We start from the raw sequence: 16,216 nt of genomic DNA, 5'->3' as shown, positions 1-16,216 counted from the left end.
GTTCTTGGTAGTTGATGACGACCATGGCGTCTTGGTCGTAGTTGTAGTGCTTGAAGCGGGGCATCTGACCACTCCTTGTCCGTTTGCCTGATGCTACCAAAACCGAGGGCGATTTCGGGTTTTTTCTACAGCCTCAACGCCGCATTCAGCGGCTTGTCCGCTGCAATGCTTTGTTATGTATTGCCATGAATTAAATAATTTATCCTTCCGTTTTCTATCACATATACCCCACGGTATTAAATGAAATAACCCCCCTTCTGACAACCGTAAAACTAACCCGGATTTCTCATGAGGGGATAAAAGAAAGCGGCTGAAAGTGCTATAGTTTCAGGACCTTACACCGTTCACCAAGCACCAACAGCCGCTATCCAAAATGGTACCTGAAAAACTGACCTTCTCGCCACTGTCTCGCCGTCAAATTGAAGCCGATTTCTCCGGTGGTCATATCACCTCCGATGCCGGCCTGCTTTTGCTTCGCGAAGTCGACAACCAACACCAGCTCACTCAGCGCCTGGCTACGGTGCTGGACGATGCCCGTAATCCGGTACTGGTTCGCCACAAGCTTCAGACCATGATCCGGCAGCGGGTCTTTGGCGTAGCCGCGGGGTACGAAGACCTGAACGATCACGAGGCGCTACGCGCTGATCAGGCACTTCAGACCGCGACCGGTGAAGATGCCATTCTGGCGGGCAAATCGACCTTGTGCCGCATGGAGCAGCGCGTAGACCGGCAGGCCGTGGTCAAGGCCCACGAACTGATGTGGCATCACTTCATTGAGCAGCACGACGCCCCACCCAAGGAAATCGTGCTGGACTTCGATGGCACCGACGTTCCGGTGCATGGCGACCAGCCCGGCAAGTTCTTTAACGCCTACTACGATCACCATTGTTACTTCCCGCTGTACGTGTTCTGCGGCCGTCACCTGTTGGTGAGCTACCTGCGCACCAGCAATCGAAGCGACAGCCGCCATAGCTGGGCCATTCTGGCCCTGCTGGTGAAGTTCATCCGGCAGTACTGGCCGGATACCCGCATCGTGTTCCGGGGTGACAGCGGCTTTTACCGTCCCCGATTGCTGAGCTGGTGCGACCGGAACAACGTGGACTATCTGGTCGGCATCAGCAAGAACAGCCGGCTGCTCAAGGAGGTAGACGTACCCTCGATGCTGGTTCGCAAGGCTCACAACGAACTGGGTGAAAAAGTCTCCGCCACCTACCGGTTCCAGTACCAGGCCCGAACCTGGAAACACCCCCGCTGGGTGATCGCGCGTCTGGAGGAGGGCGAACTGGGTGCCAACCCCAGGTTCATTATCAGTTCCCGTTACGACGACGGCGTTAAACTCTACTACGAGCAATACTGTGCCCGGGGTGACATGGAAAACCGGATCAAGGATCAGCAGTTGTGTCTGTTCGCAGATCGCACCTCCAGCACGCGGTGGTGGACCAATCAGTGGCGGTTGCTCCTGTCGGGCTTTGCCTACACGCTGTTCGAGCGATTACGGGCCCACTTGAAGAAGACGCCCTTCGAGAGAATGAGCGCCAGTAACCTGCGGCTGAAGCTGATCAAGGTGGGCGCGGTCATCATTCGCAACACTCGGCGCATACGGGTGTTGATGAGCGATGCCTATCCTTACAAAGACGAACTCTCTGACCTGGTGCGTCAACTGGTTCCGGGATAGAAGCCCGGGCTCCCCCGGCCCGACTCAATGGGGGAAAGGGGGCCGTGTGTCCGGACAACAGGAATTGATCGATTATTGATCAGTCACGGCCGCCAATGAGCGGTAATGGCGGTAACCCGCACAGTCTGCGAGACTTGCTGGGGACCTATGAGAAATCCGGGCTAAGGCTATTCTTTTGAAAAAATGGCAAATTGAAACGGGCTATATTGAACTGTTCAGGCTTGAAAAGCTGGCGTGCAAAGAGATCAAAACCCGCTTCCTTGAGCACCTCTTCTGGAACCACATAGGACTGATCGACCAGCCCCCAGAAAGTCCAGCCAGACTCAATACAGATTCCTAATACCTTGTTATTTGCATAGCTGACACCAACCGCACCGAGGGTCGAGCCAACCAGGTTTCCGAGCAAAGCCCCCAGCACTGGCACAGGAATAATCATCTGGCCGAGCACCGCTCCTCCGCCGCCCATCGACGAGCTGTTGCCCCACAACTGGACGCCGGCTAAACCTGACAAGGTGTGATGGGCGGACGCTTACATTGAACTACCAGTTTTTGGTCACCCAACCCCAGAGTTCATGCCATTCTGCCCGATAAGCGGAACTTGGCCTTGTTGTCGTCCTTGCAGGCTCTACTCGACCGGGGACTGACCATAGCGGATGCGGATTGCCTGGAAGACGCCGTGCCGAAGCCCCGGCGGGTGTCGAGTGAAGATGCTACGGCGTTGCGGATCGCTCGGCGCCAGTTTTTTTAGCCGGTTGTCGGTCCCGGCAGCAAGGGTGTCTATCAGGGCGACAGTACGTTGAAGGCCTCCTGTCTCTGAAGAAGCGGCGAGTTACCTGTCTCAGTGGAAGGAAAAGTTCCTTAGCTGGCCTCGGAATCTGCGTGATGCTGCCTATTGATCTGGCGCAAACCTGGTTAGTGCGTAACGCAGACTTGCCTCCATGATTAGCTTGCGATTTACTGATACTGAGCCAGCAATAGCAGGACAGTGATATGGACCCGCAAACCCCTAGAGATCAGTTTCCTTTCGCCAATGCCCGGGTAGCAAGGCGCTGGCGCAAGTTATTGGATGAGCGCCTGAAAGACCTGGGGGTTACCCAGGCTCGTTGGTTCACCATGGTTTGCCTACAGCGTGGTGGTGGAGGATTGACCCAGCGGGAGTTAGCCCATTTGATGACCATCGAAAATCCGACATTGGTCCGCCTGCTTGATAGCCTCGAGGAGCAGGGTCTGATTGAACGCCGGCCCTGTAAGCGTGATCGGCGCGCCAGGCTGCTGTATCTTACCCATGCCGATGAGCGCTTTATGAGCGATCTGAATGAGCGGGCGAATGTGTTGCGAGAGGAGATGCTGAAAGGCATTGAAAATACCGACCTGGAAGTCGCCCTGCGTGTTTTTGAGCGGGTTATGGAAAATTCCGCCAACCTCAAAAATTCCTGAACCCGAGACATTTTTCAAACGCAAGCGACAAGATTAGAACGGGAGCGTTCCGCAAATTCCACCGGCGCAGGACAATTCCATCATGGATGGCTGTCAATCATTAATTGTGTTACGTTTAGTTTATACTGAACAGATTGAACAAATTGTGCGGGCAGCCGTCTCATCATTTCTGGCCGGCCACCAAAAAGTCGCCGTAGCGGAAGGTATGTCAGCATTCTGGGGCGCGACAATGATGAGGATCTTGAACGCCTGGACAAGATTGATGGCGGCGCGATCGCCGGCTTGCGCGTTGCTTACAATCACGACGCATGGTTGTACAGCGCAGCCGTCCAATCTCCCTTCACCGGCGATGTCGATGGCTATCAGGTGGTGCTTAAGGCACGATGGCGGAACCAGTTCAGCGATCAATGGTTTGCCTCCCTGGGGCCGAACCTGACCTACAGCAGTGATGACTGGACAGACGATAGGTTTGGTATTTCCGATACGGAAAGTGCCCGCTCCGGCTTGGCCTCCTATAGCCCTGATGGCTATGCCCGGTATGGCCTGACAGGCAGTTTGACCTATTCGTTGTCTGCGCAATGGTCGGTCACCGCGACCGCCGGGGTGTCACAATTAACCGGCGATGCAGAGGATAGCCCGATTGTCAGTGATATCGGGGAGGCTACCCAAGCCTACACTGGTGTTTTTATGAGTTACCGATTCTGAATGTCTCCGGGGACCGGGGCAATTCATTTCACGGGAAGGGGCAAGTAACCCCTGAATTTCCCGGTTCTGGCTTCGTCGGCTATGTAAGGATTACTTCGGAGCTCAAACACCTGGCTCACTTTTGCTCTAACCGAAACCAGAGTGCGTAAAGCGCTGGAACAAACAGTAGGGTGATCAGAGTGCCGACTGCTACGCCCCCTATAAGCACATAAGCGAGCGGCCCCCAGAAAAGGTCAAAGGTCAGAGGTACAAACGCCAGAACGGCCGCCAGGGCAGTGAGTACCACGGGGCGGGCGCGTTGGACGGCTGCCTCGACCACGGCTTCCCGGGCAGCCATCCCAGTTGTGAAGTTGTCCTGCACCTGCTGCGTCAGAATCATGGTGTTTCGCATCAGGATACCGCCCAGGCCAATGAGCCCCAACAACGCGGTAAAGCCAAAAGGTTGATTAAACAACAGCAAAGCCAGCACAGCGCCAATGAGTCCCAATGGCGCGGTGGCCAGAACGGTCAAGGTGCCGATAAATGAACGCATCTGAAGCATGATGAAAATCAGCATCAACGCCAACATCACCGGTTGTAAAGTCTGAATGGAGGCGTTGGCCTTGGCGGATTGCTCCACCGTACCGCCAATTTCAATACGATAACCGTCCGGTAACCGTTCACGCAGGCCTGCCATCGTACTCCAGATCTCTTTGGTGACATCCGGTGGCTGGGCGCCTTCCACATCCGCCTGAACGGCCAGGAAGGGGGCGCGGTTGTAACGCTTTATAACCGGTTCCTCATAACGAACCTGCCACTGCCCCAGTTGTTTTACGGAGAGTTTGCGGCCGTCGCGGGTTTTGATTTCAAGATCTTCGGGCATCATGATTTCACCGCGGGCATTACGCGCCACCAGTTGAACGCTCCTTATGCCCTGGCGTAACTCGGTAACGGCCACGCCGCGAAGCTGGAACTGGAGTTGCCGTGCAACCTCTGCCGGGGTCAGGCCCATCCAGCCCAGGTTTTCCGGGTCCAACTCAAGATAGAGCGTGGGCACACGCTCATCCCATTCGAGGTGCGGCATGACGATGTTCGGATGCCCGGTCATGAGAGTCCGAATCTGGTGCGCGATCTCTCTGAGTTGATCGGGTTCCGGACCCAACACTCGAAAACTGACCGGCCAGGCCACCGGCGGGCCGTACAGCAAACGCGTTACACGCACTCTCGCCTCAGGAAACTCACCCGCCGCGATTTTGGCCTCCAGCGTCGAGATGATGTGATCGCGCCCTTCAACGTCCTGCCCGATGGCAATCAACTTGGCAAACGCCGGGTCCGGCTGCTCGGGGTTTGCCGATACGAAGAATCGGGGTGCACCGGCACCGATGTAAGCGGACAGGCTTTTAACCTCCGGCATGTCCATCAATATCGCTTCGAGGCGTCTGACGCTTTGATCCGTGGTGGCAATAGCGCTCCCCTGCGGAGCATAGACACTGATCAGAACCTCGGGGCGATCAGAACTGGGAAAAAACTGCTTCTGTACCTGGGTTGCCATACCGAAAGCACTGAGAGCCAGTAAACCCACTGTGAGAAAAACGACGGTTTTTCGGTACCTTACACACGCTGCAATCACCCCACGCAACCGCTGATAAAAAGCGCTTTGGTAAAGGTCCTGGCCAGTATGCCCGATGTAATCGGGCAATAGCTTGACGCCCAGATAAGGCGTAAAGGTGACCGCCACCCCCCAGGAAATCAGCAACGCAAAAGCCAGCACCCAGAAGATGTTACCGGTGTATTCCCCGACACCCGACTGAGCAAAGCCGATGGGGACAAAACCGGCCACTGTTACTAGCGTTCCAGACAGCATGGGCGCGGCTGTGACGCTCCAGGCATGACTGGCTGCCCGTACCCGGTCCCAGCCACTCTCCATCTTCACAATCATCATTTCAATGGCGATGATCGCATCGTCCACTAACAGGCCCAGCGCGATAATCAACGCGCCCAGGGTGATGCGGTCCAGGTTAATGCCCGCTATTTTCATCAATAAAAAGGTCAGCCCGAGAGTAACGGGAATCGCAATGCCCACCACTAAACCCGCACGCAGGCCGATCGCCAGAATACTGACGCCCATTACGACGACCAATGCCACCAGAAACTTGACCTGAAAAAGATCAACGGCCTGAGTGATGGCCTCAGCCTGGTTGGTCAGGGTCTGTATTGACATCCCCAGGGGCAGCCTGGCCTGTTCAGTGCTGACAAACTTACTGAGCCGTTCACCAAACTCCAGGCCATTTTCGCCCGCCTCCATGACGACGCCCAGGAGGATCGCATCCTCACCGCTGGAACGGACGATGTAGTTCAACGGATCTTCATAGCCCAAACGCACCTCGGCCAGATCAGACGCGGTGATAACTTGGTCTCCGATACGCAGAGGTACTGAGGCGAGGCGCTCAAGGTCAGACAGGTCAATGTTGCTGCGGACATAAACCCGCGGGCCGGCAAGATCAACAAAGCCCAGAGGCTCAAGGCGATTGTTGGCCTCTATCGCCTGCAACACTTCTTCTGCCGACAAGCCGAGATTGTTGAGCCGGTCCTGATCAAACTCGAGATACACCCGCTCAGGACGCTCAGCCAGGATCTGTGCCTTTTGCAAGCCGGGAAGCAGTTGCAGGCGATCTCGTATCTCTTCTGCCTCGCGGGTCAGTTCACGCATTGGCATTCCCGGTGCTGTGACGGCCATCAGGGAGAAATACACGTCTGAGAAATCATCGTTAACGATGGGGCCGATGACACCACGGGGGAGATTGAGGCTTTCATCGGACATGCGCTTGCGAACCTGATAGTAGAGATCGGGCATTTTTTCACTGGGCGTATAATCCTGGAATCGGATAAGCATGGTGGCCTGTCCGGGCCGAATGGTGGTTTCAACAGTGTCGAAATACGCCACTTCCTGGATTTGCTTTTCCAGACGATCCGCCACCTGATTCCGTAGCACCTCGGGGGTTGCTCCCGGCCAAACCACAGAGACCACCATCGACCGCACGGTGAACGCAGGGTCTTCCGCCCGACCAAGGGATGAGAACGCGTAGAAGCCCGCAACAACGGACATCAAAAGAAAAAAGAGAGTGACCGAACGCTCGCGCACTGCCAGTGCGGAAAGATTAGGCAAGCTCATTGAGCCAGCTCCCGCACCGCCATGCCAGGCGTGAGCAGGTGTGTCCCTAATGCGACGATCGGCGTAGTCGCGTTGATGTTGGCCCGGATCTGCGCATACTCCTCACCCAAATCGATAACCTCGACCGCAAGGGGGGTCACCATGCCGTCGGAGACCAACCAGACCTGCGGCGTTTCTCCTCTCTCATCAAGGGCACCCAGCGGTACACGATGGCTGGCCGTGGTTTGTTTCTGCATCAGCCGGACACTCACCACTGAACCAAGCGTTAAAGACGAAGGGTAGGGCCCCTCCAGGCTGTATCGGGCACGCCAGCTCCGGCTTCTGGCGTCGGCAGCCCCGGCAATCTCTCTCAGATTCACCGCAAGCTGTTCGCCATTGGGTAAAGGAACATAACCTTGCCGGGGCGGGTTGCTGCCCTGAGGTAAAAAGACCTCGACTTCCAGGGATTGATCTTCAGCCAGAACGGCAAGGGTTTGACCGACACCCACAACCTGGCCGGGCTCAACGATGACCTCGGTGATCACGCCTGCATTGGCGGCTTTTAGTTCCGCATATCCCAGAGCATTCTGAGCCTGCTGATTTCGTGCAGAAGCCGTTTCCACCTGGCTGCGTGCTTCACGCTCCGCCAGTTCAAGGCGTTGCAGGGTTTGTTCGCTGACAAACTGACGTCCTACCAGTTCCCGCTGTCGCTGGAGCTCATTAGTGGCAATGGCCAGGGCCGCTTCTGCACGCCTCAGATCTGCGGCGGCCCCCTCCGCGGTTGCGATAAGGTCTCGTGAATCGAGTTTGAACAGTAAGTCGCCTTTTTCCACGCGCTGACCGGGATCGATGAAACGTTGTTGAATCCGGCCGGCGATCTGAAAGGCCTGGGGAACTTCGTGGCGGCCTCGCAGGGTTCCTGAAAACCTCTGAGATGTTGGACCTGCCTCCTTCAATTCCACTGTTTTTACCCAGGGAACAGGGGGGCGGGCCTCTGGAGGCGTTTCCGCGGACTGCTGACAACCTGACAGAATGAGCAGCGAGATAAACAGGGTCAGCAGAAAGCGCATGGCAGATGTCTCGATCGGCAAGATTAAGGTGTGGATATCAGTTCTCGCGGCATCCAGTTAAAGCTAGTTGCAGGATGGCATCGCGAACGGTGTCCTTCTGTTCCATAGGCAGAAAATGGGTCGTGCCTTCAAGAATCCTTATGTCAGCCGAAGGCAGCAGGGCCTTCAGGCGTTTTTGTGCCTTTGGTGAGAAGGTTGACCCGCGTTCCGCCGCCAGTGCTATAACCGGGCACCGCAACTGACGAATACCGGGCCAGGGGTTGTGTTCGGTATGGGCAAAGGTGGTGCTCTCCCACTCGGGCGCACACGCCAATTGAACTTGGTCACCCTGCGGCACGAAGGCGTGTTGGACGTAGGCGTTCAGCCATGCTTCGGGCCAGGTCTTGAAGCCACCGCGGCCACGATAGTTTTCTAGCGCAGCAGCGTGCGACTGGAATACTCTGCGCCGACGTGCGGCTCCTGCGGCCAGTGACAACCGTTGTGACTGACGTAACAGCTTCGTCAACCACAACTTCAGACCCTGCATCGGGTCCATGATCACCGGTTCCGCCAGAATCAGACCCAGCACTTTATCAGGCCGCCGGGCAGCGGCCATGATGCTGGTGGTGGCACCAATGGAATGGCCGGCAAGCCAGACCGGCTCGTCCAGGCATTCCAGCAGAGCGATCAGGTCGCGATAATAGATTTCCCAGCCCCGGAATGTCGACAGGTTGGCTGCACCAACGCTGGCCCCGTGTCCTCGCATGTCCCAGGCAAGGACATTGAAGTCCGTGGCGAGCTCGTCAAGCAGTGGATGGTACAGGCGGCCATGGAAACCCGTGGCATGTGCCCAGTGCAGCGTGGGGCGCGCTTTGGATTGCGGCCAGCGCCACAGTGCGATATCGGCGCCATCCGTCGCCCGGAATTCGTCGCGTTCAGGTGTGTTGTGCTTAATGTCCATGACGGTCTTCTTGTTGGGCGGCCATTGTCGGGAGCAATAACTGAACCTGACCAGTGGCGATCGGTTTTTTATCATCGCCTTGCCAGCAGGTCACCTGGACCAGGCTGGTGCGCCTGCCTTGCCGAATAATGTCGGCCCTGGCGAACGTCGATCGGGCCTTCGCGGAGCGGAGGTAATTGATGTGGCTGTCGAGAATGCGCGGGCAACGTGTCTCTGCATCCTGGCTTTGCGCAGCCACCCGCGCGGTGAGTTCGATCAGGGCTCCAAGCACGCCGCCATGGAGGGCTGGTAGCATGAAGTTGCCAATCAGCGCTTCACGACACGGCAAATGAACCAATACGCCTGCATCACCGCGCTGAACCTCAAGCCCGAGGTGCTGTGCATAGGGAATGCGCTCCAGAAGAGCCTGCCAGTCAGCACATTCTTTCGCACTTTCCGCAGTGCCTGAGATTTGTGGGGCCGAATCGCCAGTCGTGCTCATGCGCTCTCCTTTCCTCGTCCACCTGCATGCAATTGCTGTCCCTGGGTGTTACGCATGAAGGTGGCGTTTGCCGTCGCTAGTAACTCGCGATTTCCCTCGCTAAGGATGTCACAATGAATAAACGCGACATCGTCCGATAAATGACGACAGGTGGCCACCGCTGACAGGGCCCGGTCGCCGATGGCAGGCCGCAAATAATCCATGCGCAGATCCAGAGTGGCAATGGGCATCAACTCCAGGGCACCCGCGAATACCGCCAAGCCTCCGGCGGAGTCTGCCAGCGAGTAAAGTACGCTGGTGCAGATTTCTTTTGTATCCTTATGGGCGAACATCCATGACTGCGGGGTTAGCCGCATACAGACCTGGCCCTGGTCTACCGAGACAACTTGCATGCCCAGATCCCTGCCGTGAGGAACCTGTTCGGTGAACTGCCACGCCGTCGTCACAGCGTCACTGTGCTGAAGTTTGTTCAGATCGTTCATCAGATCCGCTCAGTCTGACATGCATTTCGCGCAGGGGCGGAAGTGTAGAGGACCAGTGGATTGTCATAGGTCATTGCCATGGCGTTCTCTTGTGAGTAGCATTGTTTCCAAAGTTTGGTTGGTCAACCAACCAAAAGTCAACACTTTGTTAATCCAAATGGCACGGCACCGGTGTAATGGCGTACGATCAGTGAAACGAATCGAATGATGGCTGCTCTGATGATTAATAAACGGGATTGCTCAGGAGGTGTTTAAGCCATGGTTGACAGACAGATTACCCCTGCAAGCAAACTAGGCGATCAGGGTAATGTTTTGTCTAACGCCGCCCGGCTGTTTCGTGAGAAAGGTTTTGAAAGGACATCTCTTAAGGAGATTGCAGAAGCCTGCAATATGCTGCCCGGAAGTCTGTATTATCGTTACAGCAGCAAGGAAGCGCTGCTCGTTGAGCTGATGCGTCGGGGAGTAGACCTGGTTACAACAGAGGTTGAAACCGCGTACGCCAGCTCGGACGATCCCGTGGAACGATTGCGTCTTTGTATCAACGCACATTTGCACGCCCTGCTGGTTGATTCGGATACGGTTTACGTACTTTTGTTTGAGTGGCGTTCACTGAGCGCGGAGGCCCGCGGGGACATCATCGCTTTGCGTGACCAGTATGAATCCCTTTGGGCCGAGATCATCGAAACGATGATTGAGCAAGGCGTGATTCGGAAGGATGTCAATGCTCGCCTGCTTCGCCTAATCGGCCTCGGGGCGCTCAACTGGGTCGCAACCTGGTTTGATCCGAAAGGTGTCTATACACTCGACGGCATTGGTGATTTTGTCTGGAACGTCATCATGGATGGTGTAATCAGGAAAAGTGTACGAACATAGGCACTGGCTCCCCAAGCGTAATTAGCGCCGGTTTATGTTTGTTAATCACGTGTATAGATGGTGTGTGATCTGACGTTTAGCCTGAATTGCTCAGGTGGCTGGCCAAACCAGCGTTTGAAGGCGCGTCTGAAATTGGCACTGTCGTGATAATTCATCAACGCAGCAATGGCCTCGATTGACAGTTCGCTGTCACGCAGGTACAGCGCTGCCTGCTGAGACAGAATCTCGTCACGGATTTTTCGAAAATTGCTGCCTTCATAGCTGAGTTTACGCGACAGGGTGCGTTTGCTGATGAACAGAGAGGCAGCCGCTTCCTCTTCATTGAGCGTTCCCGGCGGCCGGGACAACATCATCTTCTTCAGCCGGGTCTGGTAGCTTGGCTTATCGGACTGAAGTTGCGCAAGCATGGCTTCACACTGTCGCATGGCCAGATGATAGTTTTCATGATTGGCAGAGGCGTTTGGTTCCCGACACAAGGCCATCGGCAAGCTGAGTTTTAATTGGCTGCAATCAAAGTGAATCTGCCCGGACAAAAAGTCCGAATACGTTGCGTGATACTCGGGTTTCGGATGGGCAAAGCATACTTCAGCCTCGCGCAAAGGGCGGCCAACCATGAACTCGCCGAATTCGAAAAGTGCCTTGAGCATCGCATCCGACAGGCAACGCTGTATGTCATCGTCTAATGGTCCCAGGTACTGCAGAATACATTCCAAACGCTCACCGACTTGCTGCAAGTGCAACTGGATGAAGCTCGCGCGCGTGGGCAGGAATGTCCGAATCGCGTGTAGAGCAGTGAGGAGGTCGGGGCTGCTGTAAGCCACGAACCCCATTGCTCCGTGGGTTGCCGGAGTCATTCGTTTACCCAGCCTTAACCCAAATTCTGGCTGGCCGGACAGATCCATTGCATTACGCAGGATCTGTATCTGCTGAGCCACAGTAAGCAGTCCGTCCTCGCTCAAAAATTGCGTCACCCCAAGTCCAGTGCCCCGCAGCAGACGCGGAAGTTGTCTGGCTGTCAGATTCAGCTCACGTGCAACTAGCCGTGAGTAATTCGATGGAATATCCGGACCGGGACTTTGCAACTCCTCCATTTTCTTCCGCGCCACCATCATTGATACCCCCCTTCCTAAAGTTTCGCCATTTTGTCTTCAAATGACCCCTGCTTGTCAAGAAATGACCTGAAAAATATGCTGGCAGACAGGCAATATCTGTCAATCATCAATGCTGGTAGGAGAACAACATTGGGCAAAGTTACGTTTATCGAACATGATCAAACTGAACATGTCGCAGAATTCAAAGCTGGTTCCTCGGTAATGCAAATCGCTGTTGATAGCGCCATTCCCGGTATCGACGGGGATTGTGGGGGGGAGTGCGCCTGCGGTACCTGCCACGTTATCGTCACGAACGAATGGTTCAGCAAGACAGGCACGCCTGGCAATGAGGAAGAACAAATGCTGTCAATGACACCGGAGCGGGCGAGCACTTCGCGCCTGGGCTGCCAGGTGGTACTGACTGATGAAATGGACGGCATGACCGTGCATTTACCCGAGTTCCAGATGTGAACACAGGAGGACGCATGCCAACACTGCCCAGAACATTTGACGACATTCAGTCCCGACTGATTAACGCCACCTCCAGGGTGGTGCCGATGCAGAGGCAAATTCAGGGACTGAAATTCTTAATGAGCGCCAAGAGGAAGACCTTCGGCCCACGCCGACCGATGCCCGAATTCGTTGAAACACCCATCCCGGACGTTAACACGCTGGCCCTTGAGGACATCGATGTCAGCAATCCGTTTTTATACCGGCAGGGTCAGTGGCGCGCCTATTTCAAACGGTTGCGTGATGAGGCGCCGGTCCATTACCAGAAGAACAGCCCTTTCGGCCCCTTCTGGTCGGTAACTCGGTTTGAAGACATCCTGTTCGTGGATAAGAGTCACGACCTGTTTTCCGCCGAGCCGCAAATCATTCTCGGTGACCCTCCGGAGGGGCTGTCGGTGGAAATGTTCATAGCGATGGATCCGCCGAAACACGATGTGCAGCGCAGCTCGGTGCAGGGAGTAGTGGCACCGAAAAACCTGAAGGAGATGGAGGGGCTGATCCGATCACGCACCGGTGATGTGCTTGACAGCCTGCCTCTGGACAAGCCCTTTAACTGGGTACCTGCTGTTTCCAAGGAACTCACAGGCCGCATGCTGGCGACGCTTCTGGATTTCCCTTACGAGGAACGCCACAAGCTGGTTGAGTGGTCGGACAGAATGGCAGGTGCAGCATCGGCCACCGGCGGGGAGTTTGCCGATGAAAATGCCATGTTTGACGACGCGGCAGACATGGCCCGGTCTTTCTCCAGGCTTTGGCGGGACAAGGAGGCGCGCCGCGCAGCAGGCGAGGAGCCCGGTTTCGATTTGATCAGCCTGTTGCAGAGCAACAAAGAAACGAAAGACCTGATCAATCGGCCGATGGAGTTTATCGGTAATTTGACGCTGCTCATAGTCGGCGGAAACGATACGACGCGCAACTCGATGAGTGGTGGCCTGGTGGCCATGAACGAATTCCCCAGGGAATTTGAAAAATTGAAGGCAAAACCGGAGTTGATTCCGAACATGGTGTCGGAAATCATCCGCTGGCAAACGCCGCTGGCCTATATGCGCCGAATCGCCAAGCAGGATGTCGAACTGGGCGGCCAGACCATCAAGAAGGGTGATCGAGTTGTCATGTGGTACGCGTCGGGTAACCGGGACGAGCGCAAATTTGACAACCCCGATCAGTTCATCATTGATCGCAAGGACGCACGAAACCACATGTCGTTCGGCTATGGGGTTCACCGTTGCATGGGCAACCGTCTGGCTGAACTGCAACTGCGCATCCTCTGGGAAGAAATACTCAAGCGTTTTGACAACATCGAAGTCGTCGAAGAGCCCGAGCGGGTGCAGTCCAACTTCGTGCGGGGCTATTCCAGGTTGATGGTCAAACTGACACCGAACAGTTAATTAACCGATTGACCAGGATGGCATCCGAACGTGTGGAGAATCCAATCCCAGGGCACAGCGAAAGAGATAGCCTATGGTAAGCAAACGTAAAGAGAGGACGGTCATTGTTGGCGGTGGGCACGCAGCAGGTGCCCTCCTGACAGCCTTACTCCAAAAAAAATATCAACATGAGGTCGTTCTGGTGGGGAATGAACCTCATCCGCCCTACCAACGACCGCCGCTGTCCAAGAATTACCTGACAGGAGATGTTGATCAGGAGTCGCTGTACCTGAAACCGCGCTCGGTATACGAGAACGCAGGCCATCAGTTGCGGCTCGGTGTGCGCGTCGAACAAATTGATCGGGACAGTAGCACCATCAGCTTGTCGGATCAGAGCAGGCTGCAATACGATCGACTGGTCCTGGCCACCGGGTCACACCTTCGACACCTGAACGCGCCCGGGGCTGACTTAAATGGCATTCATTACCTGCACGACATAGCTGATTCAGAGGTACTGCGTGAACAGTTAGTTGCTGGAAAGCGCCTGGTCGTCGTGGGTGGTGGTTACATCGGCCTTGAGGTGGCGGCCAGTGCCAACAAAAAAGGTGTTAATGTCACGGTGCTGGAAGCCGCCGAGCGCCTTATGCAGCGCGTTACGGGCCCGGAAATATCAGCGTTCTTTTACGACAAACACCGCGGCGCCGGCGTGGACGTACGTCTGAACACAGCGGTAACCGGCTTCGAGGAGGGCGATCAGGGGCATGTGGCTGGCGTGACGTTGGCGGACGGAGGCACCGTACCGGCCGACATCGTCCTTGTGTCGATTGGCGTTATCCCGGAAACCGCTCTGGCTAAGGGCGCCGGCCTGCCCTGTGATAACGGTATTATTGTTGACGAATTTACCCGTACCGAGGACCCCGCCATCTTGGCGATCGGTGACTGCACCCGGCACCGGAATCTTTTCTTCGAGAAGATGCAACGGCTCGAGTCTGTCGCCAATGCTGTCGATCAGGCTCGTACAGCCGCAGCAACCCTGATGGGTGAGGAGAAACCCTATGATAGCGTTCCATGGTTCTGGTCAAACCAGTACGATGTTCGTCTGCAGATGGTAGGATTGTCGCAAAATCATGATCAGCGAGTGGTTCGCGGCAGCCCCGAGGATAAAGGATTTGCCGTGTTCTATCTCCGCGAAGGCTGTGTTATTGCTGTTGACGCGGTCAACCTGCCCCTTGCTTTTTTGGTAGGCAAGACACTCGTTCAACAACGCAGAACGATCAACCCGGAACTACTAGAGGATCCGGATACTGAACTGAAATCTTTGGTGAACGGAAGGCTCCAGAGTTGAAGGCAATATGTTGCGTGGCAACCGAAGCAGCCAGTCACCGGAGTGAGCCAATAAATATGAACTTGATCCTCTTAACAATAAAAGGTTGTGACTTTCCGCGACCGCTATGGGTTGAGGTGTATATCACTGAATCTTGGTTAAATCACACCAAGCACTTAATGTTTTCGGCCTCTTCTCTTGGAAGTGTCACTGTTGAAGCCGTTGGAAAGTGGCATCCAAGAACGGGCTACTCAGAGTTCAAACTGCAGGCAGTCTGTAAATCAAACAGAGTGAGATTCAGGCTTGTTGGAGATGTAAATGGGAGGCGGGTTCTGACATCCGGTATTGATATCAGGACACTTGACCAATTGAATCAAAGGTACGGCGCTAGTGAAACAGTTTTTTATAGCAAGGACGTACCAGTGCTGATGGCAATCTATTACTCAACTAAACGGTTAGAGGTTTTTAAATAACGTTTGCTTGGCAAGCCCCCGATATCCTAGACACCTGACAGCTTTGTGAAGTACTGCTTTTCGAAGTCCACCGGCGACAGGCCGCCATTATTGCCGTGCCGGCGAACCGGGTTATAGAACATCTCAATATAATCGAAAATATCCTGCCGAGCTTGTTCCCGATCCTTATAGATTTTTCGTTTGACTCGCTCGCTCTTGAGCAGCGAGAAGAAGCTCTCCGCAACCGCGTTGTCGTGACAGTTCCCGCGACGGTTCATACTTGGTTTCAATCGGTGATCCTTCAGGAAGTCTCGCCATCCCCCGGCTGGTATATTGCCAGTTCTGGGCTGAGTGAATCAGAACCTCCTATTTCGGCCTCCGCCTCCAAGAGGCCATCAGCAACGCGTCCATAACCCGATCGGTAGACATTCGTGGCTTCATGGACCAGCCAAAAATCTGCCGGGAGAGTAGATCCAGAACGGTGGCCAGGTACAGAAAGTCCTCACTATATGTTGTATTTTGCAACTATAACGCAAAGAAAAAAGGTTCATCGCGGGTTAGCGTGAAAAAGTAGGAGACGGCGGTAAAACCGGTTAGTTTTGAGTTCGCCAAAACAACAAACCTGACCGACTCACCGCCGTCCCTATGAATGCTAATCCTCTTGCCCTGTTCTGGGAAG

14 protein-coding genes and 1 pseudogene are annotated in these 16,216 nt (G+C 55.1%); 7 read left to right on the top strand and 8 right to left on the bottom strand.

The window, feature by feature from the left end; translation table 11 throughout:
- The first annotated feature begins 373 nt into the window (after window positions 1-373).
- Complete coding sequence (locus H3Z84_RS06805; RefSeq protein ID WP_199456937.1) at window positions 374-1,675, top strand: IS1380 family transposase; 1,302 nt, start codon at window positions 374-376, stop codon at window positions 1,673-1,675.
- Between the two features lie 145 nt (window positions 1,676-1,820).
- On the opposite strand, the gene H3Z84_RS06800 is transcribed toward H3Z84_RS06805, so the two are convergent.
- A complete protein-coding gene (locus tag H3Z84_RS06800) occupies window positions 1,821-2,162 on the bottom strand; it encodes a hypothetical protein (RefSeq protein ID WP_199456936.1) in 342 nt (113 codons plus the stop codon).
- 503 nt (window positions 2,163-2,665) lie between these two features.
- Here H3Z84_RS06800 and H3Z84_RS06795 point away from each other — a divergent pair.
- Both H3Z84_RS06795 and H3Z84_RS06790 read left to right on the top strand, forming a co-directional pair.
- The gene (locus H3Z84_RS06795) at window positions 2,666-3,112 is read left to right on the top strand and encodes a MarR family transcriptional regulator (protein ID WP_094625387.1); all 447 of its coding nucleotides are present in this window, start codon (window positions 2,666-2,668) and stop codon (window positions 3,110-3,112) included.
- A 162-nt stretch (window positions 3,113-3,274) separates the two neighbouring features.
- Window positions 3,275-3,817, top strand: a complete 543-nt coding sequence (locus H3Z84_RS06790; RefSeq protein ID WP_320407656.1) for a MipA/OmpV family protein — start codon at window positions 3,275-3,277, stop codon at window positions 3,815-3,817.
- Between the two features lie 115 nt (window positions 3,818-3,932).
- Here the strand turns inward: H3Z84_RS06790 and H3Z84_RS06785 are convergent, their stop codons facing one another.
- The 5 genes from H3Z84_RS06785 to H3Z84_RS06765 are packed head-to-tail and all read right to left on the bottom strand — an operon-like array spanning window position 3,933 to window position 9,920.
- Window positions 3,933-6,968, bottom strand: coding sequence for an efflux RND transporter permease subunit (locus H3Z84_RS06785; RefSeq protein WP_091817884.1), 3,036 nt, complete (start codon window positions 6,966-6,968; stop codon window positions 3,933-3,935).
- Window positions 6,965-8,017: an efflux RND transporter periplasmic adaptor subunit gene (locus tag H3Z84_RS06780; protein WP_091817893.1), complete on the bottom strand. Its 1,053-nt coding sequence runs from the start codon at window positions 8,015-8,017 to the stop codon at window positions 6,965-6,967. The genes H3Z84_RS06785 and H3Z84_RS06780 overlap by 4 nt, the downstream gene beginning before the upstream one ends.
- Window positions 8,018-8,054: 37 nt before the next feature.
- Entirely contained in the window at window positions 8,055-8,957 is a 903-nt protein-coding gene (locus H3Z84_RS06775; RefSeq protein WP_091817887.1) for an alpha/beta fold hydrolase, read from the bottom strand.
- Window positions 8,947-9,438, bottom strand: coding sequence for a PaaI family thioesterase (locus H3Z84_RS06770; RefSeq protein ID WP_022988828.1), 492 nt, complete (start codon window positions 9,436-9,438; stop codon window positions 8,947-8,949). The genes H3Z84_RS06775 and H3Z84_RS06770 overlap by 11 nt, the downstream gene beginning before the upstream one ends.
- Window positions 9,435-9,920 carry a PaaI family thioesterase gene (locus H3Z84_RS06765; protein ID WP_022988827.1) on the bottom strand — a complete coding sequence of 162 codons (486 nt, stop codon included), beginning with the start codon at window positions 9,918-9,920 and terminating at the stop codon, window positions 9,435-9,437. Before H3Z84_RS06765 ends, H3Z84_RS06770 begins: the two co-directional genes overlap by 4 nt.
- 258 nt (window positions 9,921-10,178) lie before the next feature.
- Here H3Z84_RS06765 and H3Z84_RS06760 point away from each other — a divergent pair, with 258 nt between their 5' ends.
- On the top strand, window positions 10,179-10,793 hold the full coding sequence (locus H3Z84_RS06760) for a TetR/AcrR family transcriptional regulator (protein WP_011784139.1): 615 nt from the start codon (window positions 10,179-10,181) through the stop codon (window positions 10,791-10,793).
- A 41-nt stretch (window positions 10,794-10,834) separates the two neighbouring features.
- On the opposite strand, the gene H3Z84_RS06755 is transcribed toward H3Z84_RS06760, so the two are convergent.
- A complete protein-coding gene (locus H3Z84_RS06755; protein WP_228285755.1) occupies window positions 10,835-11,905 on the bottom strand; it encodes an AraC family transcriptional regulator in 1,071 nt (356 codons plus the stop codon).
- Between the two features lie 129 nt (window positions 11,906-12,034).
- Between H3Z84_RS06755 and H3Z84_RS06750 the strand changes: the two genes are divergently transcribed.
- The 3 genes from H3Z84_RS06750 (at window position 12,035) to H3Z84_RS06740 (ending at window position 15,106) form a co-directional block, all read left to right on the top strand.
- Window positions 12,035-12,355, top strand: coding sequence for a 2Fe-2S iron-sulfur cluster-binding protein (locus tag H3Z84_RS06750; protein ID WP_031209878.1), 321 nt, complete (start codon window positions 12,035-12,037; stop codon window positions 12,353-12,355).
- Between the two features lie 14 nt (window positions 12,356-12,369).
- Window positions 12,370-13,782, top strand: a complete 1,413-nt coding sequence (locus H3Z84_RS06745) for a cytochrome P450 (protein WP_022988824.1) — start codon at window positions 12,370-12,372, stop codon at window positions 13,780-13,782.
- 73 nt (window positions 13,783-13,855) lie between these two features.
- Window positions 13,856-15,106: an NAD(P)/FAD-dependent oxidoreductase gene (locus H3Z84_RS06740; RefSeq protein WP_091817890.1), complete on the top strand. Its 1,251-nt coding sequence runs from the start codon at window positions 13,856-13,858 to the stop codon at window positions 15,104-15,106.
- 478 nt (window positions 15,107-15,584) lie between these two features.
- Here the strand turns inward: H3Z84_RS06740 and H3Z84_RS06735 are convergent.
- Window positions 15,585-16,041: pseudogene (locus H3Z84_RS06735) on the bottom strand (IS3 family transposase); the annotation flags it as partial.
- Between the last annotated feature and the right edge of the window lie 175 nt (window positions 16,042-16,216).

The organism is Marinobacter sp. bablab_jr003 (genome assembly GCF_016464245.1).
Lineage (GTDB): Bacteria > Pseudomonadota > Gammaproteobacteria > Pseudomonadales > Oleiphilaceae > Marinobacter > Marinobacter vinifirmus.
Note: the sequence above shows the minus strand (reverse complement) of the source record. Positions and strands in the feature narration are given on the sequence as shown.

Excerpts from the sequence above, each read along its gene's own strand:
- H3Z84_RS06805 (WP_199456937.1), top strand. The coding sequence starts at position 374 with ATGGTACCTGAAAAACTGACCTTCTCGCCACTGTCTCGCCGTCAAATT.
- H3Z84_RS06795 (WP_094625387.1), top strand. The coding sequence starts at position 2,666 with ATGGACCCGCAAACCCCTAGAGATCAGTTTCCTTTCGCCAATGCCCGG.
- H3Z84_RS06785 (WP_091817884.1), bottom strand. The coding sequence starts at position 6,968 with ATGAGCTTGCCTAATCTTTCCGCACTGGCAGTGCGCGAGCGTTCGGTC.
- H3Z84_RS06780 (WP_091817893.1), bottom strand. The coding sequence starts at position 8,017 with ATGCGCTTTCTGCTGACCCTGTTTATCTCGCTGCTCATTCTGTCAGGT.
- H3Z84_RS06775 (WP_091817887.1), bottom strand. The coding sequence starts at position 8,957 with ATGGACATTAAGCACAACACACCTGAACGCGACGAATTCCGGGCGACG.
- H3Z84_RS06770 (WP_022988828.1), bottom strand. The coding sequence starts at position 9,438 with ATGAGCACGACTGGCGATTCGGCCCCACAAATCTCAGGCACTGCGGAA.
- H3Z84_RS06765 (WP_022988827.1), bottom strand. The coding sequence starts at position 9,920 with ATGAACGATCTGAACAAACTTCAGCACAGTGACGCTGTGACGACGGCG.
- H3Z84_RS06760 (WP_011784139.1), top strand. The coding sequence starts at position 10,179 with ATGGTTGACAGACAGATTACCCCTGCAAGCAAACTAGGCGATCAGGGT.
- H3Z84_RS06755 (WP_228285755.1), bottom strand. The coding sequence starts at position 11,905 with ATGATGGTGGCGCGGAAGAAAATGGAGGAGTTGCAAAGTCCCGGTCCG.
- H3Z84_RS06745 (WP_022988824.1), top strand. The coding sequence starts at position 12,370 with ATGCCAACACTGCCCAGAACATTTGACGACATTCAGTCCCGACTGATT.
- H3Z84_RS06740 (WP_091817890.1), top strand. The coding sequence starts at position 13,856 with ATGGTAAGCAAACGTAAAGAGAGGACGGTCATTGTTGGCGGTGGGCAC.